Origin of the sequence: Devosia sp. LjRoot3 (assembly GCF_964252865.1) — a bacterium.
Classification (GTDB): domain Bacteria; phylum Pseudomonadota; class Alphaproteobacteria; order Rhizobiales; family Devosiaceae; genus Devosia.
The window spans coordinates 303,264-323,200 of sequence record NZ_CAXUPK020000005.1; the positions used below are offsets into that span (position 1 = coordinate 303,264).

Annotated in this window: 21 protein-coding genes; 13 read left to right on the forward strand and 8 right to left on the reverse strand. The window is 62.5% G+C overall.

The window, feature by feature from the left end:
- Positions 1–18: 18 nt before the first annotated feature.
- Positions 19–1,518, reverse strand: coding sequence for an acetyl-CoA hydrolase/transferase family protein (locus tag ACSQ2A_RS18830; protein WP_436073458.1), 1,500 nt, complete (start codon positions 1,516–1,518; stop codon positions 19–21).
- A 272-nt stretch (positions 1,519–1,790) separates the two neighbouring features.
- On the opposite strand from ACSQ2A_RS18830, the gene ssb reads away from it, so the two are divergent.
- The gene (gene ssb, locus ACSQ2A_RS18835; RefSeq protein WP_436073459.1) at positions 1,791–2,303 is read left to right on the forward strand and encodes a single-stranded DNA-binding protein; all 513 of its coding nucleotides are present in this window, start codon (positions 1,791–1,793) and stop codon (positions 2,301–2,303) included.
- A 41-nt stretch (positions 2,304–2,344) separates the two neighbouring features.
- Here the strand turns inward: ssb and ACSQ2A_RS18840 are convergent, their stop codons facing one another.
- A complete protein-coding gene (locus tag ACSQ2A_RS18840) occupies positions 2,345–2,764 on the reverse strand; it encodes a YbaN family protein (protein WP_436073460.1) in 420 nt (139 codons plus the stop codon).
- Positions 2,761–3,201 carry a D-aminoacyl-tRNA deacylase gene (dtd, locus tag ACSQ2A_RS18845; RefSeq protein WP_436073461.1) on the reverse strand — a complete coding sequence of 147 codons (441 nt, stop codon included), beginning with the start codon at positions 3,199–3,201 and terminating at the stop codon, positions 2,761–2,763. Before dtd ends, ACSQ2A_RS18840 begins: the two co-directional genes overlap by 4 nt.
- Positions 3,202–3,310: 109 nt before the next feature.
- Here dtd and ACSQ2A_RS18850 point away from each other — a divergent pair, with 109 nt between their 5' ends.
- A complete protein-coding gene (locus ACSQ2A_RS18850) occupies positions 3,311–4,081 on the forward strand; it encodes a MerR family transcriptional regulator (RefSeq protein WP_436073462.1) in 771 nt (256 codons plus the stop codon).
- 442 nt (positions 4,082–4,523) lie between these two features.
- Here the strand turns inward: ACSQ2A_RS18850 and ACSQ2A_RS18855 are convergent, their stop codons facing one another.
- From ACSQ2A_RS18855 to ACSQ2A_RS18865, 3 genes are all read right to left on the reverse strand, one after another.
- Positions 4,524–5,051 carry a hypothetical protein gene (locus ACSQ2A_RS18855; protein WP_295411784.1) on the reverse strand — a complete coding sequence of 176 codons (528 nt, stop codon included), beginning with the start codon at positions 5,049–5,051 and terminating at the stop codon, positions 4,524–4,526.
- A gap of 121 nt (positions 5,052–5,172) precedes the next feature.
- Positions 5,173–7,572 carry an efflux RND transporter permease subunit gene (locus ACSQ2A_RS18860; RefSeq protein ID WP_295411785.1) on the reverse strand — a complete coding sequence of 800 codons (2,400 nt, stop codon included), beginning with the start codon at positions 7,570–7,572 and terminating at the stop codon, positions 5,173–5,175.
- A gap of 311 nt (positions 7,573–7,883) precedes the next feature.
- Positions 7,884–8,765, reverse strand: coding sequence for an SDR family oxidoreductase (locus tag ACSQ2A_RS18865; RefSeq protein WP_295411786.1), 882 nt, complete (start codon positions 8,763–8,765; stop codon positions 7,884–7,886).
- A 153-nt stretch (positions 8,766–8,918) separates the two neighbouring features.
- On the opposite strand from ACSQ2A_RS18865, the gene ACSQ2A_RS18870 reads away from it, so the two are divergent.
- Together ACSQ2A_RS18870 and ACSQ2A_RS18875 are read left to right on the forward strand one after the other, a co-directional pair.
- Positions 8,919–9,323, forward strand: a complete 405-nt coding sequence (locus ACSQ2A_RS18870; RefSeq protein WP_436073463.1) for a winged helix-turn-helix transcriptional regulator — start codon at positions 8,919–8,921, stop codon at positions 9,321–9,323.
- Positions 9,324–9,382: 59 nt separating this feature from the next.
- The gene (locus ACSQ2A_RS18875; protein WP_436073464.1) at positions 9,383–10,102 is read left to right on the forward strand and encodes a GAP family protein; all 720 of its coding nucleotides are present in this window, start codon (positions 9,383–9,385) and stop codon (positions 10,100–10,102) included.
- 16 nt (positions 10,103–10,118) lie between these two features.
- On the opposite strand, the gene ACSQ2A_RS18880 is transcribed toward ACSQ2A_RS18875, so the two are convergent.
- Entirely contained in the window at positions 10,119–10,598 is a 480-nt protein-coding gene (locus ACSQ2A_RS18880; RefSeq protein ID WP_436073465.1) for an SRPBCC family protein, read from the reverse strand.
- Complete coding sequence (locus ACSQ2A_RS18885; protein WP_436073466.1) at positions 10,595–10,942, reverse strand: ArsR/SmtB family transcription factor; 348 nt, start codon at positions 10,940–10,942, stop codon at positions 10,595–10,597. The genes ACSQ2A_RS18880 and ACSQ2A_RS18885 overlap by 4 nt, the downstream gene beginning before the upstream one ends.
- Before the next feature lie 106 nt (positions 10,943–11,048).
- Between ACSQ2A_RS18885 and ACSQ2A_RS18890 the strand changes: the two genes are divergently transcribed.
- From ACSQ2A_RS18890 to ACSQ2A_RS18930, 9 genes are all read left to right on the forward strand, one after another.
- A complete protein-coding gene (locus ACSQ2A_RS18890; RefSeq protein WP_436073467.1) occupies positions 11,049–12,224 on the forward strand; it encodes a lipase family protein in 1,176 nt (391 codons plus the stop codon).
- Between the two features lie 131 nt (positions 12,225–12,355).
- Positions 12,356–15,079, forward strand: a complete 2,724-nt coding sequence (gene gyrA, locus ACSQ2A_RS18895) for a DNA gyrase subunit A (RefSeq protein WP_436073596.1) — start codon at positions 12,356–12,358, stop codon at positions 15,077–15,079.
- On the forward strand, positions 15,076–15,579 hold the full coding sequence (locus tag ACSQ2A_RS18900; protein WP_436073468.1) for an HIT family protein: 504 nt from the start codon (positions 15,076–15,078) through the stop codon (positions 15,577–15,579). The genes gyrA and ACSQ2A_RS18900 overlap by 4 nt, the downstream gene beginning before the upstream one ends.
- A 221-nt stretch (positions 15,580–15,800) precedes the next feature.
- A complete protein-coding gene (locus ACSQ2A_RS18905; protein ID WP_436073469.1) occupies positions 15,801–16,421 on the forward strand; it encodes a LysE family translocator in 621 nt (206 codons plus the stop codon).
- Positions 16,421–16,921, forward strand: a complete 501-nt coding sequence (locus ACSQ2A_RS18910) for a GNAT family N-acetyltransferase (protein WP_436073470.1) — start codon at positions 16,421–16,423, stop codon at positions 16,919–16,921. Before ACSQ2A_RS18905 ends, ACSQ2A_RS18910 begins: the two co-directional genes overlap by 1 nt.
- Positions 16,918–18,123 carry an MFS transporter gene (locus ACSQ2A_RS18915; protein WP_436073471.1) on the forward strand — a complete coding sequence of 402 codons (1,206 nt, stop codon included), beginning with the start codon at positions 16,918–16,920 and terminating at the stop codon, positions 18,121–18,123. Before ACSQ2A_RS18910 ends, ACSQ2A_RS18915 begins: the two co-directional genes overlap by 4 nt.
- A gap of 31 nt (positions 18,124–18,154) precedes the next feature.
- A complete protein-coding gene (gene coaD, locus ACSQ2A_RS18920) occupies positions 18,155–18,649 on the forward strand; it encodes a pantetheine-phosphate adenylyltransferase (RefSeq protein WP_295411795.1) in 495 nt (164 codons plus the stop codon).
- A complete protein-coding gene (locus tag ACSQ2A_RS18925; protein WP_436073597.1) occupies positions 18,649–19,233 on the forward strand; it encodes a peptidylprolyl isomerase in 585 nt (194 codons plus the stop codon). The genes coaD and ACSQ2A_RS18925 overlap by 1 nt, the downstream gene beginning before the upstream one ends.
- A 102-nt stretch (positions 19,234–19,335) precedes the next feature.
- Complete coding sequence (locus tag ACSQ2A_RS18930) at positions 19,336–19,848, forward strand: peptidylprolyl isomerase (protein ID WP_295411796.1); 513 nt, start codon at positions 19,336–19,338, stop codon at positions 19,846–19,848.
- Positions 19,849–19,937 lie beyond the last annotated feature (89 nt).

Genomic DNA, 19,937 nt, shown 5'->3' on the forward strand with positions numbered 1-19,937 from the left:
AGAACAGAAGGGGCCGCCTTAGATCTTCATGCTTCCCGTTTCCCTGCGCCTTGTGTGCCAGGAAAAAGCTTCTTCGAGCAGGTGCGGCGTGTGGCCGCCGCGAGCGGACGCGCGGGCGAAATAATCATCGAGCTGGGCGCGATAGGAGGGGTGGACGCAATTGTCGATGATAAGGCGGGCGCGCTCGCGCGGGGCGAGTTCGCGCAGGTCCGCGAGGCCAACTTCGGTGACGAGGATGTCGACGTCGTGCTCGGTGTGGTCGATGTGGCTGACCATGGGGACGACCGAGGAAATGGCGCCGTCCTTGGCGAGGGATTTTGTGACGAAGATCGAGAGATAGGCATTGCGGGCGAAATCACCGGAGCCGCCGATGCCGTTCATCATCATGGTTCCGTCGACATGGGTGGAATTGACGTTGCCATAGATGTCGAATTCGAGGGCGGTGTTGATGCCGATGATGCCCAGGCGCCGGATGATCTCGGGGTGGTTGGAGATTTCCTGCGGGCGCAGGATCAGCTTGTCCTTGTAGCGTTCGAAATTGCCGAAGACGCGCTCGGCATAGGGGGCGCTGAGGGTGATCGAGGAGGCCGAGGCGAAGCTGAGTTTTCCGGCGTCGAAGAGGTCGAAGGTGGAGTCCTGCAAGACTTCGGAATAGAGGCGCAGGTGGTGGAAGGGGCCATCGGCGAGGCCCTGCAGGACCGAATTGGCGATGGTGCCGATGCCGGCCTGGAGGGGTTGGAGGGTCAGATCGAGGCGGCCGCGCTTCACCTCGTTTTCGAAGAAGGCGATGAGGTGGTGGGCGATGGCGCTGGTTTCGGGATCGGAGGGCTGCACCGAGGAGGCGCTGTCGATCTCGTTGGTGATGACGATGGCGGCGATCTTTTCGGGCGGGATCTGCACATAGGGCGTGCCAACGCGGCTGTCGCAAGCCATGAGCGGGATGGGCGCGCGGGTGGGGCGCTTGCTCGGGATGTAGATGTCGTGGAGGCCATCAAGGCCGAGGGGCTGGGAGAGGTTGATCTCGACGATGACCTTTTCGGCGAGGATGGCGAAGCTCGCCGAATTGCCGATCGAGGTCGTAGGGACGAGGCCGCCATCCTCGGTGATCGCGGCGGCTTCGACGATGGCGTAGTCGATGGGGCCGAGCTGGCGCGAGCGAAGGTGTTCCACCGTTTCGCTCAGGTGCTGGTCGATGAACATGACCTCGCCGCGGTTGATCGCCTTGCGCAGGGTCGGATCGGCCTGGAAGGGCATGCGGCGGGCGAGGACTTTTGCCTCGGTGAGCATGCGATCGATATCGTGGCCGAGGGAGGCGCCGGTGATGAGGGTGATCTGGAACGGATCGGTGCTGGCGCGCTCGGCCATGGCCACGGGAACCGCCTTGGCGTCGCCGGCCTTGGTGAAGCCGCTCATGCCGATGACCATGCCGTCCTTTATGAGCGCCGCGGCGGCTTCAGGCGTGGTGATGCGGTCGAGGAGGCCGGGATGGCGGATGCGGGCGGAGAGATCGGCGGACATGACGGGACTCGCTTCAGAATACCGGGCGGTTTTGGCGCATAGGGAGAGCCCGCGCTTTGATCGGGGTCAAGCCAAGGATTGTTGACAAGTGGATAACTGGAACATAAAGAGAACATAAGCGCCGTTTTGGGTGCGTCACACGGGGGAACGGTCTATGGTGCGCGTCACCGTGGAGGGGCGCCGTGTTACGGGCGGCTAAGCTTCGGCCACACATGAGAGAGCGTCCCGCGACCGCAACAGACCGGGACTGAATTTTTTAAAGGACAAGCGCCATGGCAGGCAGTGTGAACAAGGTCATTCTGGTTGGCAATCTGGGCAACGAGCCCGAAGTGCGCAACCTGCCCAGCGGGGGCAAGGTGGTGAACCTGTCGGTGGCGACATCGGAACGCTGGCGCGATCGCAATACCGGCGAGCAGCGCGAAAAGACCGAATGGCACCGTGTGGTGATCTTCTCGGAAGGTCTGGCCAAGGTTGCCGAGCAGTATCTGCGCAAGGGCAGCAAGGTCTATCTCGAAGGCCAGCTGCAGACCCGCAAGTGGCAGGACCAGTCGGGCGCTGACAAGTACTCGACCGAAATCGTGCTCCAGGGCTTTAATGCATCGATGGTGTTGCTGGATGGTCGTGGCGAAGGCGCCGGTGACAGCGCTGGCGGCGGTTTCCGCGGCAATGACGATGGCGGCTTCCGTGGCGTCAGCAACAATGCTGGCGGGGGTGGCGGACGTCGTCCCTCGTCCAATGCGCCGGCGTTTGAATCCGGCGGGCTCGACGACGACATTCCGTTCTGAGATTGCTTACTCAAAGGGTCGCTTCGGCGGCCCTTTTCGTTTCAGGCGGGGTCTTCGCTGCCGCGGGGTGCGGAGGGCCGCGAGAGGACGTACCAGGCGCAGCCAGCGATGATGGCGGCAACAAGCAGGAAGAGCCACCAGGCGGGGTGGGCGGCAAAAAGAAAGATCAAAAAGCCGACGGCCATGCCGGTGCAGGCCATGAGCTTGGCGCGCGGAGGAATGACACCATATTCGCGCCAGTTGACGATGGTGGGACCGAGCGTTGCGTGGCCGAGCAGCCAGTTTTCGAGGCGCTGCGACGACTTGGAAAAACACCAGGCGGCGAGGATGAGGAAGATCGTCGTCGGCATCAGGGGCACGAAGATGCCGATGATGCCGGTGATCAGCAGGATGAAGCCGAGGACCAGATAAAGGGCGCGCATCAGCCGGTTGCGGGCGAGGGGCGATTGCGGCTCAGTCATTGGTCGGTATCCAGCCAGATGGTGACCGGCCCGTCATTGACGAGCGCAACCTTCATGTCGGCACCGAAAATGCCGTTTGCAACGGGGATGCCGGATGCGGTGAGGGTGGCGGAGAATTTTTCGTAGAGATCGCGGCCGCGTTCGGGCGGGGCGGCGCGGGAAAAGCCGGGGCGATTGCCCTTGGTATCGGCGGCAAGGGTGAACTGGCTGACGACGAGGGCAGAGCCGCCGATGTCGAGAAGCGAGCGATTCATCTTGCCGGCATCGTCCTGAAAAATGCGCAGTTTTGCGATCTTCTGCGCCAGCCAATCGGCGAGGTCGTCGGTGTCGTCCTGCATGGCACAGACGAGCACGAGAAGACCCGGACCGATCTGGCCTGATATCTCGCTGTCGACGGTGACGGAGGCGGACTGGACGCGTTGGACGAGGGCTCGCATGGCTTTCCTTTAGCCGCCAATCTTTGAGTTTTGTAGTCAGAAAATGAGGGGCATTGACCCTCACGCGGCGTCAGGGTGCAGAAGCATTGCTCGCGGAGAATGTGGACTGATGAAGACCTATACCGTTCAGCAATTGGCTGGCCTTGCCGGCGTGTCGGTGCGCACGTTGCACCACTATGACGAGATTGGTCTCCTGAAGCCCGCATTCACCGGCGAAAACCGCTATCGCTACTATGGAGAAGAGGAATTGCTGCGCTTGCAGCAGATCCTCATCCAAAGGGCGCTCGATATTCCACTGATGGAGATCGGCGCCATTCTGGATGCGCCTGACTTCGACAGGCTGGCTGTGCTGCGCGAGCAGCGCGACCGGCTCGAGAGCGAGGCGCAGCGGTTCGCCGGCATGGTGAGGACGATCGACCGCACGATCGCCCGTCTCGAAGGAGAGACTGTAATGCAGGACAATGAACTTTATTCCGGGCTGATCGCGCCGGAAAAGCAGGCCGAATATGAGGCCTGGCTGGTGGAACGCTTTGGCGGGGATATGGAGGCGCGGATTGCCCGGAGCCGGAAGGCTATGGGTGAGATGAATGAGGAGGAACGCGCAGGGATGATGGCCGAACTTCAGCGCGTCGAGGACGCGCTGGCCGAGGGATTTCGGCGGGGATTGCCGCCGCAGGCGACGGCGCTTGATCCGGCCATCGAGGCGCATCGGCGCTGGGTGGGGAGCGCGTGGGGGCGGGAGTGCACGCCGGAGGCCTATGGGGGATTGGCTGATGTCTATGAGCATCCAGATTTTCGGAAGCGGTATGAGACGATCGAGCCGGGGTTTGCCGAGTTTCTTGTGACGGCGATGCGGGCTTGGGCGCGACGACAGGGGTAGAGGGCCCGCCTCCTGCTTCAACTCGCCATTGTCGGTTGCCATCGCGGGTCGTCACCCTCGGGCTTGACCCGAGGGGGCTGTATTTACTGACGCATTGCGAAGTGAAGTGTCCTCGGGTCGGGCCCGAGGATGACGGCCGGGGGTGGGACGGTTTTCTCGTATTCCACGGTGTCATCCCCGCGAAAGCGGGGATCCCGGTTGGGAAACAGAGGTCCCGCTTTCGCGGGGATGACATTGGTGGGGAGGTGAGGCTGGTTCCTCGTTACCACCGGCCTTGCCCCGTTGGTTCACGCGGAGGCGAGATGGATTGCCGGGACGAACCCGGCAATGACGATGGAGGGGCGATTAAGGGGAGCAGGGGATGAGGGCAGCACCGTTTTGTCAGTGCTGAAAACGAAAAAGGGCGGCCTAAGGCCGCCCTTGGACAGATATGCGTCGCTGATTAGCGTGCGAAGGGGACGTCCGCGCGGAGGCTGTCGCCGGATTCAACGTAGACGACTTCGAAGGCCACGCTGATCGCGTCGCCGTTGAGGGCGATCTGGGCGGAGATGTTCATGTCCTTGCCTTCCTCGTCGGGCGTGCGCTCCTTGAGGTTGAAGATCAGGCCACTGCCGCGCTTCTGGCCGACGGCAATGCCGCTGAAGGTGGCGTTGGAGGTCATGGCAGCTTCATAACGCCTGGAGGCGTCGACATAGGCCATCGTGCCCGCAACCGAGAGGTTGGTGCCGGCGAGGGTGCAGCGGCCGGAATAGTTGACCTTGTCGGAATTGCCCTGGGACAGGGAAAGGCGGCAGACGACGGATTCGGTCGAGGCGCCGACCAGCGTGCCGCGGCCGCGCCATTCACCGATATAGGATTTCAGAAGGGCAACTTCGTTGGGCCCGGCAAAAGCGGGCGTCGCGGCGAAGCCGGCCGAGAGAAGGATACCTGCCAGTGCAGCGGCACGGGACAGGGGTCCGAGAAAGGTCATAGTGCAAAGCCTCCAAGTGTCACACCAAGCCCCCCGGCTGGTTATCGACGGTTGATAGCAAATTCAGTCAGATTCGGCGTTGTGTTTTCGTTATGCCATCCATGCTGGCGGGAAAACGGGCTCACGCGATTTTGGGATCAGGCGCTTCACCCTCGGTTCCGCCCTCGCGGGTGATGGTATCGCCCATCGGGTCGTCGGGCGTCGCGTCGTGGTCAGAGGTGCGAACGCGGATGTTGCCGAGTTTGTGGAAGAACTTGCCACCGGCCATCAGCAGGGCCGGCAGGATGAAGAGATCGCCCAGGATCGCCAGCGCCAAAGTGATGACGAAGAGCGAACCGAACAGCGCCACCTGCGGCAGCTCGGAGAACATGATGATGGCCGTGCCGGCGCAGAGGATGATCGTCGTGGCGACAATGGCGCCGCCGATGCGCAGGAGCGTGTGTTTCACCGCATCTTCATGGCTGCGGCCTTCCTCGCGCCTGCCATGGAGGTAGTGCGAGAGGAAGTGGACCGTGTCGTCGACGGCAATACCGAAGGCGATGGTGAGGGCGATGACGGTGGTCAGCTGCAGGCCGGCGCCGGAATACCAGAGCCAGGCCTCGGTGCCGAGGATCGGGAACAGGTTCGGGATGGCTGAAGCCAGGGCGACGCGGAAGGACTGGAAGGCGAAGCCGATGAGGCCGAGATTGACGATGACGCTGAGCGTCAGGTCCATTTGCAGGCCGCGAACGATGTCGTCGGTGGCGAAGGTGGTCAACACGCGGAAGCCGCCGACTTCGGCGTCGGTTATGCCGGCGGAGACGAGTTCGGTTTCGACGCGATGGACGAGGTCTTTCAGGACATCGCTATCGATGATCGTGGGCATGAAGCCGGTGACCAGGGCCTGCGAGCCGTCTTCGGTGACAAAGCGCTGACGCATGAAGGGGCCCACGGCTTCGAGCACTTCGGCGCGGGTGAAGCCGGAATCCGTATAGTTGGTCATGCTGGCGGCGGAGATGACCTTGTTCTCGCCCAGCTCCGTTTCGAGAATTTCATGCACCAGCTTGATGCGCTGGAAATCGACCTCGCCGACATCGGGGTTGTGCTCGATGAGCGGCACGCGAACGTAGAGCGGGGCAACGCCACCAACGCCTTCGTCGATGTTTTCGGCCGCGGTAAGGGCGGTCGATTCCGTGGCGACGAAGTCTTCAAACGAGAAGCGCGGCTGGATGAGGAAATAGGGCACGAGCAGCAGCAGCGTCGTGACGATGCCGGCAATGGCGATCGGGCGGCCGAAGCGGCTGGCGAGGAACCAGCTCAGGGGCAAGGGGGCGGTGAGGACCACGCTCGACTTGGGCGGGGCCTTGAAGCCGAGGCGCACGGCGAGCTTCAGCAGCAGGGGCTGGAAGGTCATGGTGCAGGCAAAGAGCAGGAACGAGCCCATGGCGCCGGCCATGGAGAATTCGCGTACGCCCTGGCCCGGAGTGAGCGAGAGCGAGGCGAAGCTGACCATGGAGATGAGCATGGTCAGCGCCGTCGCCGGGCCGACCAGTTTTATGGTCGCATCGACCGCCTTGTTGGGCTCCATACCGTCGCGCCAATAGGCCAGCCAATTGAAGGTAAAGAACATGGACTCGGCAAAGGAGATCACCAGCACCAGCGTCGTGACGATGATGGTGAGGAAGGAGAAGGAGCCGAAGAACAGGAGGATCGTGCCCATGGCCCACATGACCGCAAGGAACGGTGTGGCGGCGACGATGAGTGCGCCGGCGATGGAGCGCAGGGCCAGCAGGGCGATGATGGAGCCGAGGGCGAAGCCGTAGACGGTGAATTTCACCTGATCGTCGACGGCGGCATTCAGCATTTCAGTGGTCCAGACCGGTGGGCCGGTGATCTCGATGCTGATATCGGCGGTCTGGAAGGGCGCGATGGTCTGGCGCAGGTTTTCGATCATGGCCTTGGCGCCACGCTCTTTCACCACGTCCTGATTGGGGAACATGATGAGCACTACGCCGTTGAGATCGGGCGTGATGAGATTGCGCATCATGGGATCGTTCTGTTGAAGATCCATGAGGGCGAAGGCGACTTCGTCGGCGGTTTGCAGGCCTTCGGGCACAGCGGGTTCTGAGCCGCCATAGGCCGAGGGCTTTCTCAGCGTAAAGGGCGACATGGTGCCGACGGCGAACTCGTTGAGTTCAAGCTCGAAGGCGAGGCTGCGGACCTGCTCGATGATTTCGGGTTCGGCGAGGCGCTCGGAATTGACGAGGACGTAGAGGTCGTTCTCGAAGGTGCCGAAGGTCTCGGAGAGGTGCTCGTAGGCGTCGTAATAGTGGCCGGAATGGGCGTAGACGCGCAGGAGGTCGCCGTCGACATTGGCCTTGGGGATCTGGGTGAAGCACAGGACCGTAAAGAGCAGGACGCCGAGCGCCATGAGGCGCGGATAGCGGACCGTGGTCAGGCCCAGATGCTCAAGGCCGAAACCGATGGAACGATCATAGGTGAGGCGGGCCAGGACACGCTTGAACCAGGAAGGAGAAGACACGGGAACCCCGACTCCGCAAATGAGGCGACAATCGGACGAATCTCTAAGTGTTTCGCTCGGGTGCGTCCAGCGGTCGCAGGGGCTTGAACTGTGTGGAGCGCCGGCAGGTAACGCAGTGATGCTGTTCGGGGAAAAGTGTTGCGGTAGGAACACTGTTGGGTGGGACTGGCCAAGGGCGCATTCCCGAACTCGGTGGGCACCCTCCCCTTGATGGGGAGGGTCGGGGAGGGGTGTTCACGCGCTCTAGATCGTGGCTCTCACACCCCCACCCATCGGTGGCCAGGACGATATCTGGCCCCGACCGAAGCAGGTCAGGCGCCCAGGGCTGCCTTGTTGGCGGTCAGGAAGTCGGCAAACGTGGTCGGCTTGCGGCCGGAATAACGTTCGACGACATCGGTGACGGCGCCATGGAAGCCTGTGACGGCGTCTCGCTGGAAGGCTACGAGGGCGGCGGCGAAGAAGTCCGGCAGGCCGGCGGCTTCGAGGCCCTTCTGCAGATCGGCCGGAGTCAGGGCGACCACGTTGACCGGCTTGCCGGTGAGCTTGGTGAAGAGCGCGGCGCGTTCGACATTGGTTACGGGAGCCGGGCCGGTGACATCTTCAACGGTCTTGCCTTCGGCCGAAAGCAGGGCGCCAGCTGCGGTGCGGGCGGTGTCGGCGCGGGTGACGTAGGAGGTGCCGCGATCGCCGATCAGGCCGAAGAGCTGGCCGGAGGAGATCACATGGCCAGCGTCGGCCAGGGTGTTTTCCGCATACATGTGATTACGCAGGATGGTGAAATCGAGACCGCTGGCGGCGATGGCGACTTCGGTCCAGAAGTGTTCGGGATTGAGGCCGGCATCGGCGTCGGGACGGGCGGCGGGGGCCGAGGTGTAGACGATGTGCTTTACGCCGGCGGCCTTGGCGGCATCGATGATGGCCTGCTGCTGGGCGACGCGGCGACCGACGGCATCGGTGCTGACGATGAGGACGCGTTCAACGCCGGCGAGGGCAGCGGCAAGGGTTGCCGGTTCATCGAAGTCGATCTTGCGGATTTCGGCGCCCTTGGCGGCCAGGTCCTGAAGCTTTGCGGGATCGCGGGTGCCGGCGATGACCTTGGTGGCGCCGCGGGCCAGCAGCTCTTCGACGGCGAGGCGGCCCAGCTTGCCGGAAGCGCCAGTGACCAGCAGGGTCGAATTGGTGAATTTGCTCATTTGTACTCTCCATTCCATGACGACACAGTTCGAACCGACTTGTCCGCCGCGTCGGCAGAGAGTAAGTATCGAAAGGAGAGTGCTATCTAGTCGCTGCCGAGGCGGCTGAAAAGGAGGCACTTTTTCGGGTGAAGATTACCTTGAGGTAAGTGCATGCTGGACGGACAGGATATGGCCGCCATTTACATCGAACGCTGGAACGCCGCGGCGGAGGCCGGGCCGGCGGCGCCGTGCCCCGTGCGGAATGTGCTCGACAAGATCGGCGACAAGTGGAGCATGTTGCTCGTCATGACGCTGGCGGCTGGCCCGAAGCGGTTCAACGAGTTGCACAGGGAAGTGCCCGACATTTCGCAGAAGATGCTGACGCAGACGCTGCGAGACCTGCAGCGCGACGGATATGTTGGGCGGCAGGTGTTCGATACCAAGCCGCCGTCTGTCGAGTATCGCCTGACGCCGCTGGGGCAGTCGCTGATCGTGCCGTTTGGGCAGTTGATCGAGTGGGCCAATCGCAGCTTTGACAAGATCGATGCCGCGCGAGCGGATTACGACGCGCGATAGGAGCCGCGGTCAGAATCTTCGATAGTTGATCGAGGGTTCTGGATTGGGATTCTCAGCCAATGCGTCGCCCCCCGGCGGGACATATGATGCCGGCGGGGGAAGCCAAGATGGATGCCATCGACATCATATTGCCCATCGCTACGGCGATCGCGCTAAGTCCACTGCCGATCATTGCGGTTGTGCTGATTGCCGGGTCGCCAGGTGCGCGGGTGTCCGGGCCGATGTATCTGGCCGGCTGGGCTGCGGGGCTTGTTGCCTTGGCGTTTGCCGCGGCCGTCGTTACGCACCTCGTGGGCGACATCGGGCCGAGGGGAGAGGTGGTTCTGGACTGGCTACGCGTGATCCTGGGCGGGCTGTTGCTCTGGGCGGCCGCCAGGAAGTGGAAAACGCGCCCTCAGGGGCTCGAGGAACCCGCCACGCCGAAATGGCTGGATGCCCTCCGGCAGGTCGGTCCAGGTGCGGCGCTGCTCTGGGGCGCGACGCTGGCCGCAGTAAATCCCAAGCATGTTGGCCTGGTGCTGGCCGCCATGGCCTCTTTGGCCTACGTGCCGCTCTCCTCTGGCGAAATGATACTGAGCACGCTGCTGCTTGTGGCGCTGAGCTCGGGCCCGGTGGCGGCCGTCGTAGTTTCGCGGGCGATCGCCGGGGAGGCTGCGACGCCGCTCCTGTTGTCCATCGAGCAATTCCTGCTTCGCAACAACGATGTCATCGTGATGACGGTTCTGGGCCTCATCGGCATGGTCGTGCTGGGAAAAGGCCTGTCGGGCATTCTGGGCTGACAGGCCGCTTTGTGGCCTAAAGCTGCAGCCGGTCGATGGTCATGGTCCAGCCGGCAAGCATGCCGGAGGACATCCATTCGGCGGTCTGGGGCTCGGTGAGCTGATCGGGGAGTTCGACGCGGAAGATCATCTGCGTGCCGTCGGCCACTTCGCGGAAGAGGATGGTTACCTGTGGTCCCAAGGCGAGGTTGTCGGGGTCGATTTTGGGCCAGCCGTCGACGGCGCCCCAGGTGAAGACGAGCTTTTTGGCCGGTTCGATCTCGCGGAAAATGCCGCCGGTCATGTAGCGGGTATCGGTATTGACGATCATTTCCAGCCGCCAGGCACCGCCGACGCGAAGATCTACGGTTATGGGAAGATCGCTGGTGAAGCCCGGATTCATGAACCAGCCGAGGTTTTCGGGCGCGGTCCAGGCGGCGAACACCATGTCAGGCGGAGCTGCAAAGGTGCGGGTGAGGGTGAACCCCCGGCCGAGCGAAAAGGTCGGTGCGGTCATGACTTGTCCTCCTCTTGGGCCTTGGCGGCCATCATGGTTTTGAGTTGTGCTTCCAGAGCGTCGAAGCGCTCGGAGAAAAATTCGCGATAGGTGGCGAGCCAGGTATTGGCTTCTTCGAGTGGCGCGGCATTGAGCCGGCAGGGGCGGAACTGGGCGGATTTTTCGCGGGTGATCAGGCCGGCGGTTTCAAGCACTTTCAGGTGTCGCGATACCGTGGGCAAAGCGAGCGAAAAGGGCTCGGCCAGTTCAGTGACCGTGGCGGGGCCATCGGCCAGGCGCGCCAGCATGGCGCGGCGGGTCGGGTCGGCGAGGGCGGCGAATGTCTGGGTCAGGTGATCTTGCATTTGCGTACTTAGCTAATCATGCAAATACAGTGCGCCGATTGAAGCGGGGAGTCAAGTGGCGCGGGCTTGGGCTGGCTGCTAGGCTTTGGGGGAGGGAGCCGAACGAATGCGTCGATTGCTGATTGCGCTCTTTGCGCTGCTGGTCGTGGCGGTGGCCTTTGTTGGGGCAGGCTGGTTTTGGGCGCGGCCGGACCAGCCGGCGGAGTTTTATCGCTCGGGTGTGGCCGAGGGTGCGCCGGGGACTTTGCTGGCGGTGGAGCCCTATGACTTCGACGTGCCCGAGGGCGCGCGGGCGTGGCGCATTCTTTATGTGACGACGCGGATCGATGAGACGCCAGCAGTTGCGAGTGCCGTGGTGGTGGTGCCGGAGGCAGCGAATGGACCGCTACTGCCCGTCGCCTGGGCGCATGGGACCAATGGCACGGCGCCGGGTTGCGCGCCTTCTGTGGTTGGGCCGCTCAAGAATGTGCCGGCGGTGGGCGAACTGCTGGCGGAAGGCTGGGCCTATGTGGGGACCGACTATGTCGGGCTCGGCACGGAAGGCGGGCACGCCTATCTCGTGGGCGAAGATGCGGCGCGAGCCGTGCTGGATTCCGTTCGGGCGGCGGCGCAGATGTCGGAGGTGGAGATCCTGCCGCGCACGGTTGTGTGGGGGCATTCGCAGGGTGGCAATTCGGCCCTTTGGACGGGGATGCTGGCCGAACAGTACGCGCCCGATATCGAAGTGCTGGGTGTTGCGGCGCAGGCGCCGGCGAGTGACCTGCCCAAACTGGTCGAGGGCGCGCAGCGCGGCATGTTCGGCAAGATTGTCTCGAGCTATCTGCTCCATGCCTATGCCGAGATTTATGATGACGTGCGCGTGGAAGACTATGTGGAGGGGTATCGCGCGGGGGTATTGCAGGACATAGCCGGGCGTTGCGCGGTCGATGCAAAGGCCCTGTACTCGATCGCACAGCTATCGCTTTTGCCGGGCGAACTCTTTGCAACGCGGCCGGACGGCACGCCATTGGGTGCCCGGCTTGAAGAGAACGTACCGGTGGGACCGTTCTCCATGCCGGTCTTCATCAGCCAGGGCGTAGACGACGATATCGTGCTCGAACCGGTGCAGGCGGGGTTTGTTGCCGGTCTCTGCGCGGCGGGCACAAACCTCGTCTATCGCCGCTACGAGGGGAGAAATCACGTCTCGCTGGTGGCGCCGGATTCGGCGCTGACAGGGGATATTGTCGACTGGACGCGAGCCCGTTTTGCCGGACATGCGAGCGAACCGGATTGCGCTGGGTGACAAGCCCGGGCTCTCCACAGCCTATTGGGGTGGAAATTGGCCTTTTGAGCCGAAACAGACTATATGTAGGACAAGAAAAACCAACGTAGAATCACCCCGTGACAGATACGCCAGAAGGTGCAGCCGGCTCCATGCCAGGCGGCGACATCGCTCCGATCTATATCACCGACGAGATGCGCAAGAGCTACCTCGATTACGCCATGAGCGTGATCGTGAGCCGCGCGCTGCCTGATGTTCGCGACGGCCTCAAACCCGTGCACCGCCGTATCCTGTTCTCGATGAGCGAGAACGGCTACGAATATAACAAGCCTTTCCGCAAGTCGGCGCGTGTCGTCGGTGACGTGATTGGTAAGTATCACCCGCATGGCGACCAGTCGGTCTATTTCGCCTTGGTGCGTATGGCGCAGGATTTCGCCATGGGCGAGATGCTGGTGGAGGGCCAGGGCAATTTCGGCTCTGTCGACGGCGACATGCCGGCAGCCATGCGTTACACCGAAGTGCGCATGCGCAAGATCACGGGCTTCATGCTCGACGATCTCGACAAGGACACGGTCGATTTCCGCGACAACTATGACGGTTCGGAACACGAGCCGACCGTGTTGCCCGCGCGCTTCCCGAACATGCTGGTCAATGGCGGCGGCGGTATCGCCGTGGGCATGGCCACCAATATTCCGACGCACAACCTCGCCGAGACGATCAACGCGACTCTGGCTGTGCTGGAAAATGGCTCGATCACCACTGAGGAACTGCTCGAGCACCTGCCGGGTCCGGATTTCCCGACGGGCGGAATCATTCTGGGCCGCGCCGGCATTCGCCAGGCCTACGAGACCGGCCGCGGTTCGATCATCGTGCGCGGGCGCTCCAGCGTCGAAGAAGTGCGCAAGGAACGCGAAGCCATCGTCATCACCGAGATTCCGTATCAGGTGAACAAGGCAGCGATGGTGGAACGCATCGCCGAGCTGGTTCGCGAAAAGCGGATCGAAGGCGTGGCGGACCTTCGCGACGAATCCAGCCGCGAAGGCATGCGCGTCGTCGTCGAGGTGAAGCGCGATGCGCTGCCCGAAGTAGTGCTCAACCAGCTCTATCGCTTCACGGCGCTGCAATCCTCGTTTGGCTGCAACTTCGTGGCGCTCAATGGCGGCAAGCCGGAGCTGATGAATCTCAAGCAGATTCTCGACGCCTTCATCACCTTCCGTAAGGAAGTGGTTACGCGCCGTGCCCGGTTCATGCTGAACAAGGCTCGTGACCGCGCCCATATCCTGGTCGGTTTGGCCGTGGCCGTCGCCAATATCGACGAAGTCATTGCGCTCATCCGGACCGCGCCCGATCCGGCGACGGCCCGTGAGCAGTTGATGACGCGCCGCTGGCCCGCTGCCGACGTGGCGCCGCTGATTGCGCTGATCGACGATCCGCGTCACCGCATCAATGAAGACGGCACGTTCAACCTTTCGGAAGAGCAGGCCCGCGCTATTCTTGAACTGCGTCTCGCGCGCCTCACCGCGCTCGGTCGCGATGAAATCGGCGATGAGCTCAATGGGCTTGGTGCTGAGATCGAGGACTATCTCGATATCCTGCGCTCGATCGACCGCGTGCGGCAGATCATTCGTGAAGAACTCGAAGCGGTGCGCGAAGAGTTTGGCTCGAAGCGCCGGACCGAGATTTCCGACCATGTCGCCGATTTCGACGACGAAGACCTGATCGCCCGCGAAGATATGGTCGTGACCGTCAGCCATGCCGGCTACATCAAGCGCGTGCCGCTTTCGGCCTATCGGGCGCAGAACCGCGGCGGCAAGGGCCGCTCGGGCATGTCGACGCGCGAAGAGGATTTCGTGGCGCGGCTGTTCGTGGCCAATACGCATACGCCGGTGCTGTTCTTCACCAGCCGCGGCATTGCCTACAAGCTGAAGGTTTGGCGCCTGCCGCTCTCGGCCGCCAATGGCAAGGGCAAGGCGCTGATCAATATCCTGCCGCTGGAGCAGGGTGAACGCATTACCTCCATCATGCCGCTGCCCGAGGATGAAACCTCATGGGGCAATCTCGACATCATGTTTGCTACGACGCGCGGCACGGTACGCCGCAATTCGCTGGCCGACTTCGTCGAAGTGCGCCAGAACGGCAAGATCGCCATGAAGCTCGATGAAGGCGACGAGATCGTCGGCGTCGACACCTGCACGATCAACAATGACCTGCTGCTGACGACGGCGCTGGGTCAGGCGATCCGCTTCCGCGTGGACGATGTGCGTCTGTTCAAGGGCCGGGATTCCATGGGTGTGCGCGGCATTCAGCTGGCGGATGGCGATAAGGTCATCTCCATGGCTGTCATCAATCACTCCGATGCCGATGCTGAACAGCGCGCTGCTTATCTCAAGATGAGCCGTGCGGTGCGCGGCGAAGCCGAGAGCGAAGAGCCGAGCACGGACGAGGCCGATGTGGTCGCCGGTGCGCTCGAGCCGGAACTCTATGCTTCGATGAGTGCCAGCGAGCAGTTCATTCTCGCGATTTCCGAGAATGGCTATGGCAAGCGCACCTCGAGCCACGAATACCGGATCACCGGTCGTGGCGGTAAGGGCATCGTCGCCATGGCGGTCAACAAGCGCAATGGCAATCTGGTGGCGAGCTTCCCGGTGGAAGACGAAGACCAGATCATGCTGATCAGCGATGGCGGCCAGACCATTCGCCTGCCGGTGGGTGGCGACAAGCCGATCCGCATCGTCAGCCGCGGCTCTCAGGGTGTCATCGTGTTTGACACGGCCGAGGGCGAGAAGGTGGTTTCCGTCGAGCGCATCAGTGAACCTGAAGGCGAAGAGGGCGATGAGGCTGCTCCGCCGGCCGAGGGCGGTGAAAGCGACGCATGACGCATGAGGGCCGCCAGCCGTTCGATCTCGAAGGGCTGGTGGCCCGCTCTCGTCATGGTCCGTGCTTCATCTGCGAGCTGCTGAAGCGCAATCCAGACTACGCCCATCACATCATTGCCGAGGATGAGGACCATGTCCTTTTCCTTAGCAAATACCCCACTCAGCCTGGCTATGCGCTGGTCTGCCCCAAGCGGCATGTAGAGGACCTCGCGCTGGAGCTTTCGAGCGAGGCCTATCTTGCTCTGCAAGCCAGGGTCCATCGCCTCAGCAGGGCGATGAAACAGGTGCTGCCCGTTGAGCGCGTCTATGTGCTCTCGCTGGGCAGCCAGCAAGGCAATAGCCACCTGCATTTCCATGTCGTGCCGCTGCCGCCGGGAGTGCCTTACGAAAAACAGCAGTATCACGCGCTGATGGCCGAGCACGGCGTGCTCGACATCCCCGCCGAGACGATGGCTGACCTCGCCGGGCGGCTTGGTCGCGCCTATGCCGAAGGGCAGTAAATTTCGGGGCGCTTGGGCGCCCATTGTCTTTTTCGGCTCTATAGTTCCCGCTCCATCGTCATTGCCGGGCTCGTCCCGGCGATCCATGCGGAGGCAATATGGATTGTCCGGACAAGCCGGGCAATGACGGCGACCGGGGGTGTTCGACCGACGACATCTGCCGATGACTCTTGTCTTTTCGGGCGCCCGGTGGCTTGCTCCTCATTGAGAGGAGACTCACCGTGTTCGATCTTTCGACGCTCATTCCCTATCTTGGCGCCTGCTTTCTCCTGGCCATCGTGCCGGGACCGACGGTGACCGTCATCGTTGCCAATTCCTTGGCGCGCGGAACCGGGGCGGGGCTCGCCATCGTGGGGGGGACGCAGGCCGGCTTCCTAGTGATGACGCTGGTCGTGGCGCTAGGCATGCAGGCGCTGGTGGCCTTCATGGGCGCGGCGTTCGACTGGATCAAGCTGATCGGCGCCGCCTATCTCATCTGGCTCGGCTTCAAGATGCTGCGCAGCGATGGCGATCTTGGCACTGTCGAGGCGGAGCGCGGCAAATCCAATCTTGGCACGGCACTTGAGGGATTTGTCGTAATCCTCTCCAATCCCAAGGCTCTCATCTTCCTCGGCGCCTTCCTGCCGCAGTTTGTCGATGTGTCGCAGCCGACATTTCCGCAGGTGATGGTGCTTGGCCTGTTCTTCATGCTGGTGGCCGGTTCGACCGATGCCATTTATGCTGTGGTGGCGGGCAGGGCACGTGGGCTATTGAGTGCGGCGCGCGTGCGGATGGTGTCTCGGCTTTCCGGCCTGATCCTGATGCTGGGCGGTGTCTGGCTGGCGATGCAGAAGCGGGCCTGATGGAACAGGCCGGCCCCGATACGTTCAATCTGGAGATCCATGATCTTCGTGATGTGATTACCCATAGATCTGTCGTGGCGGAGCGGATCTGGCGAGCATGGTGGGAGCCTGACGGCCAGTCGCTGTCTGACGTCGATGAAGCCCTGGGCATGGTGCTGTCCGAAGCGGATTTTTCGGTCACACTTGTCGCCGTTTCCAACGGCAGATTTATCGGCACCGCGACAAGCATTCAGACCGATATTGACGCCCGCCCTGATCTTGGCCCTTGCCTTGCCGCCTTGTGGGTCGAGCCGGAGGCGCGTGGTCGTGGCGTAGCCGGGACGCTGATCTCTGCGGTTCTGGAGCGCTTGTCATCCCATGGGTTTGCCGTGGCCTACCTGTCGGCCAAGCCACATATGCGCGGATTTTATGAAAAGAACGGCTGGACACTGATCGAGTCCGATATTGACCGAGACCATCAGGATGTTTTCGTGCGCGCTCTGAAACGGGCCTCGGCATGAGCGTGGCCAGCTACGGCAGCTTGCTGCGCCTTCCAGTGCCCAGGCGGCTTGCTGCTGCCAGCGTTCCTGCGGATTTTTCGGACTGGCTCGACTATGCGGCCGTTGTGGCGCTGGTGGTTTTTGCCTGGGGCGAGGGGCCTTTTGCGCTCGCGATGTTCGCGCTGGCGCTGAGCCTGCCCTATGTGCTGGTTGGGCCTTTCGTGGCGGTGGTGGTGGATCGGGTGCCGATCCGAACGGTGCTGGTAGTCAGCAATCTCGGGCGGGGATTGGCGACGCTGGGCTTTGCCTTTGCCGGCGACACGGCTGTGCTGCTGGCGCTGGTTTTCGTGCGCGGCTGCATCGATTCTGCCTTTACCCCGGCGCGACAGGCGGCGATTCAGGCGAGTACGCCCGAGGAGTTGCGTGGGGTCGCGAACGGGCTGCACCAGGCGATCAACCAGACTTCCAAGATTGCCGGGCCGGCGCTGGGTGGTCTCTTGCTGGCTTTCTGGTCGGCACAGAGCATTTTCATGCTCAATGCCGCCCTTTCGCTGGTCGCGGCGCTGATAGCGCTGACTGTAACGCTGCCGCCGCGCCCGACTTCGGATGAGGAAAAGGGCAAGTTCTTCACCGAGTCGCTCAAGGGGATCAGCGAATTTGGGCGGAGCCAGCGGCTCATGGTGGCGCTGATCTTTTCGGCCTGCGCCTATTTTGCGTTTTTTCTTTATGACGCGCTGATTGCGTTGCTGGCAGAAGGCTTTGGCTTTGGTGCCACGGCCTTTGGCCTGTCCATTTCGGCGTCCGGGTTTGGCGGTCTTGTGGGAGCGCTGGTGGCGGGGAGCATGGCCGGGAAGCGACCGATGTTGGCCATGTCGCTGGCGGCAGTGATTTCGGGCGTGACGACCTGCGCGGTTGCTATTGCCGCGCAGATGGGGTGGTCCATCCAGTTGCCGGCCTTCCTGCTGGTGCTTTGCTTCATGGGCGGGGCGACGGCCTTCATGCTCGTGCCCTATCGCACCATCGTGCAGGCCGATGCGCCGCCGGACCGGATTGCGCGGGTGTTTGCAGCGGGTGAGGCGGTGATCACGCTAACCATGCTGTCGGCGCCGCTGATCGGCAGCTTCATTGCCAGCCAGTGGGGCACGCCCGCGGCCTTCCTCGCCGGGGGCGCTGTGCTGGTGTTGCTCGGGGCCGTTACGCTTGCCTCGCATCGCGGCCCGTGACAAAACGCGAATAATTACAAGGGAGGGGCCGATGAACGGTCTGGTTGGGTTTTATCCCGGTTCGTTCGATCCACTGACCAACGGGCATCTCGATGTGATCGAGCGCGCCTGCAAGCTGGTGGATACGCTGGTGGTTGGGGTTGGCGTCAGCGCCACCAAGAAGAATCCGCTGTTTTCGCATGCCGATCGGCACGCCATCCTGCAGCAGGTGCTGGGGCCGGTGGGGCTGCGGACCAATACCGAATTCAAGATCGTCGATTTCTCCGGCCTGATGGTCAATGCGGCGCGCGAGCATGGCGCGAAGCTGATCATTCGGGGTCTGCGCGACACGACCGACTACAATTACGAAATGCAGATGGTGGGGATGAATGCGCAGATGGCGCCGGACCTGCAGACGGTCTTCCTGCCATCGAGCCCGCCCGTGCGGCATATCTCGGCCACATTGGTGCGTCAGATCGCCGAAATGGGCGGCGATATTTCCGCCTTCGTTCCGCCAATCGTCCTCAAGGCCTTGAAAGCATCATGATGACCTTTTCCCGCCGCCTCTTCTCCGGCCTCGCCATTGCAGCTCTTGCCCTCTCCGCCGTGCCGGCGATGGCGCAGACTGGCAAGCCGCATCTGATCCTGACGCTCGAAGACGGTACGGTCGATATCGAGCTCTTGCCCGAACTCGCGCCCAAGCATGTCGAGCGCGTCATCGCGCTGACCGAAGCCGGCTCCTATGACGGCGTGGTGTTTCACCGCGTGATCGACGGTTTCATGGCCCAGACCGGCGACGTGCAGTTCGGCAAGTCGGATTCGCCGACCTATGACCTTGCCCGTGCGGGCATGGGCGGTTCGGACCAGCCGGATGTCGAGGCTGAGTTCAACTCCGAGAGCTTCCAGCGCGGTGTGCTCGGCGCGGCGCGTGCGCAGGATCCGAATTCGTTCAATTCGCAGTTCTTCATCACCACGGCCGATGCCAGCTTCCTCGATGGCCAGTACACGGTGTTCGGCAAGGTCGTGTCCGGCATGGAAGCCGTCGATGCGCTGGAAAAGGGCCCGCAGAGCGCCAATGGCGCCGTGGCCAATCCGGACAAGATCGTGGATGCCACGATCGAATATAAGTAAGACGCGACGGCTTTTGGGGGCCCGGAACTTGCCGGGCCGCCTTGCGCTTGGAACACATTGCCCCTAAATCCGGGCCACTTCATTTCTACGAAAGCGAAAATCATGGCCGATTACGCCGATCCCGAAAACACCCTCGTCATCGAAACCACCAAGGGCAATGTCGTCATCGAGATGCGTCCGGACCTGGCCCCCGGCCATGTCGACCACATCAAGAAGCTGGCCCGCGAAGGCGCATATGATGGCGTGGTGTTTCACCGCGTGATCGATGGCTTCATGGCCCAGACTGGCGACGTGAAGTTCGGCAATTCCAATACGCCCGACTTCAACCCCTCGCGCACCGGCACCGGTGGTTCGCAGTACCCGAACATCAAGCAGGAATTCTCGGCTGAACCGCACGTTCGCGGCACCGCTTCCATGGCTCGCTCGCAGGATCCAAACAGCGCGAATTCGCAGTTCTTCATCTGCTTTGGTGATGCACGTTTCCTTGATCGCCAGTACACTGTCTGGGGCAAGGTCATCGAGGGCATGGAGAATGTTGACCAGATCAAGCGCGGCGAACCCGTCATCAATCCGGACAAGATGGTTTCCGTCAAAGTGGCGGCTGATATCGCCTAAGTCTTTGCTGGCGGCTACGGCCGCCAGCCTTTTGCTCGCAGCGCCTGCGAGCGCCAGCGCCGGCCTCACCTGTGAAGGCGACGGCGGCT

Excerpts from the sequence above, each read along its gene's own strand:
- ACSQ2A_RS18850 (WP_436073462.1), top strand. The coding sequence starts at position 3,311 with ATGAAGACCTATACCGTTCAGCAATTGGCTGGCCTTGCCGGCGTGTCG.
- ACSQ2A_RS18900 (WP_436073468.1), top strand. The coding sequence starts at position 15,076 with ATGACGCATGAGGGCCGCCAGCCGTTCGATCTCGAAGGGCTGGTGGCC.
- ACSQ2A_RS18925 (WP_436073597.1), top strand. The coding sequence starts at position 18,649 with ATGACCTTTTCCCGCCGCCTCTTCTCCGGCCTCGCCATTGCAGCTCTT.
- ACSQ2A_RS18915 (WP_436073471.1), top strand. The coding sequence starts at position 16,918 with ATGAGCGTGGCCAGCTACGGCAGCTTGCTGCGCCTTCCAGTGCCCAGG.
- ACSQ2A_RS18930 (WP_295411796.1), top strand. The coding sequence starts at position 19,336 with ATGGCCGATTACGCCGATCCCGAAAACACCCTCGTCATCGAAACCACC.
- ACSQ2A_RS18855 (WP_295411784.1), bottom strand. The coding sequence starts at position 5,051 with ATGACCTTTCTCGGACCCCTGTCCCGTGCCGCTGCACTGGCAGGTATC.
- ACSQ2A_RS18875 (WP_436073464.1), top strand. The coding sequence starts at position 9,383 with ATGCGTCGCCCCCCGGCGGGACATATGATGCCGGCGGGGGAAGCCAAG.
- coaD (WP_295411795.1), top strand. The coding sequence starts at position 18,155 with ATGAACGGTCTGGTTGGGTTTTATCCCGGTTCGTTCGATCCACTGACC.
- ACSQ2A_RS18880 (WP_436073465.1), bottom strand. The coding sequence starts at position 10,598 with ATGACCGCACCGACCTTTTCGCTCGGCCGGGGGTTCACCCTCACCCGC.
- ACSQ2A_RS18840 (WP_436073460.1), bottom strand. The coding sequence starts at position 2,764 with ATGACTGAGCCGCAATCGCCCCTCGCCCGCAACCGGCTGATGCGCGCC.
- gyrA (WP_436073596.1), top strand. The coding sequence starts at position 12,356 with ATGCCAGGCGGCGACATCGCTCCGATCTATATCACCGACGAGATGCGC.
- dtd (WP_436073461.1), bottom strand. The coding sequence starts at position 3,201 with ATGCGAGCCCTCGTCCAACGCGTCCAGTCCGCCTCCGTCACCGTCGAC.
- ACSQ2A_RS18890 (WP_436073467.1), top strand. The coding sequence starts at position 11,049 with ATGCGTCGATTGCTGATTGCGCTCTTTGCGCTGCTGGTCGTGGCGGTG.
- ACSQ2A_RS18865 (WP_295411786.1), bottom strand. The coding sequence starts at position 8,765 with ATGAGCAAATTCACCAATTCGACCCTGCTGGTCACTGGCGCTTCCGGC.
- ACSQ2A_RS18885 (WP_436073466.1), bottom strand. The coding sequence starts at position 10,942 with ATGCAAGATCACCTGACCCAGACATTCGCCGCCCTCGCCGACCCGACC.
- ssb (WP_436073459.1), top strand. The coding sequence starts at position 1,791 with ATGGCAGGCAGTGTGAACAAGGTCATTCTGGTTGGCAATCTGGGCAAC.
- ACSQ2A_RS18830 (WP_436073458.1), bottom strand. The coding sequence starts at position 1,518 with ATGTCCGCCGATCTCTCCGCCCGCATCCGCCATCCCGGCCTCCTCGAC.
- ACSQ2A_RS18870 (WP_436073463.1), top strand. The coding sequence starts at position 8,919 with ATGCTGGACGGACAGGATATGGCCGCCATTTACATCGAACGCTGGAAC.
- ACSQ2A_RS18910 (WP_436073470.1), top strand. The coding sequence starts at position 16,421 with ATGGAACAGGCCGGCCCCGATACGTTCAATCTGGAGATCCATGATCTT.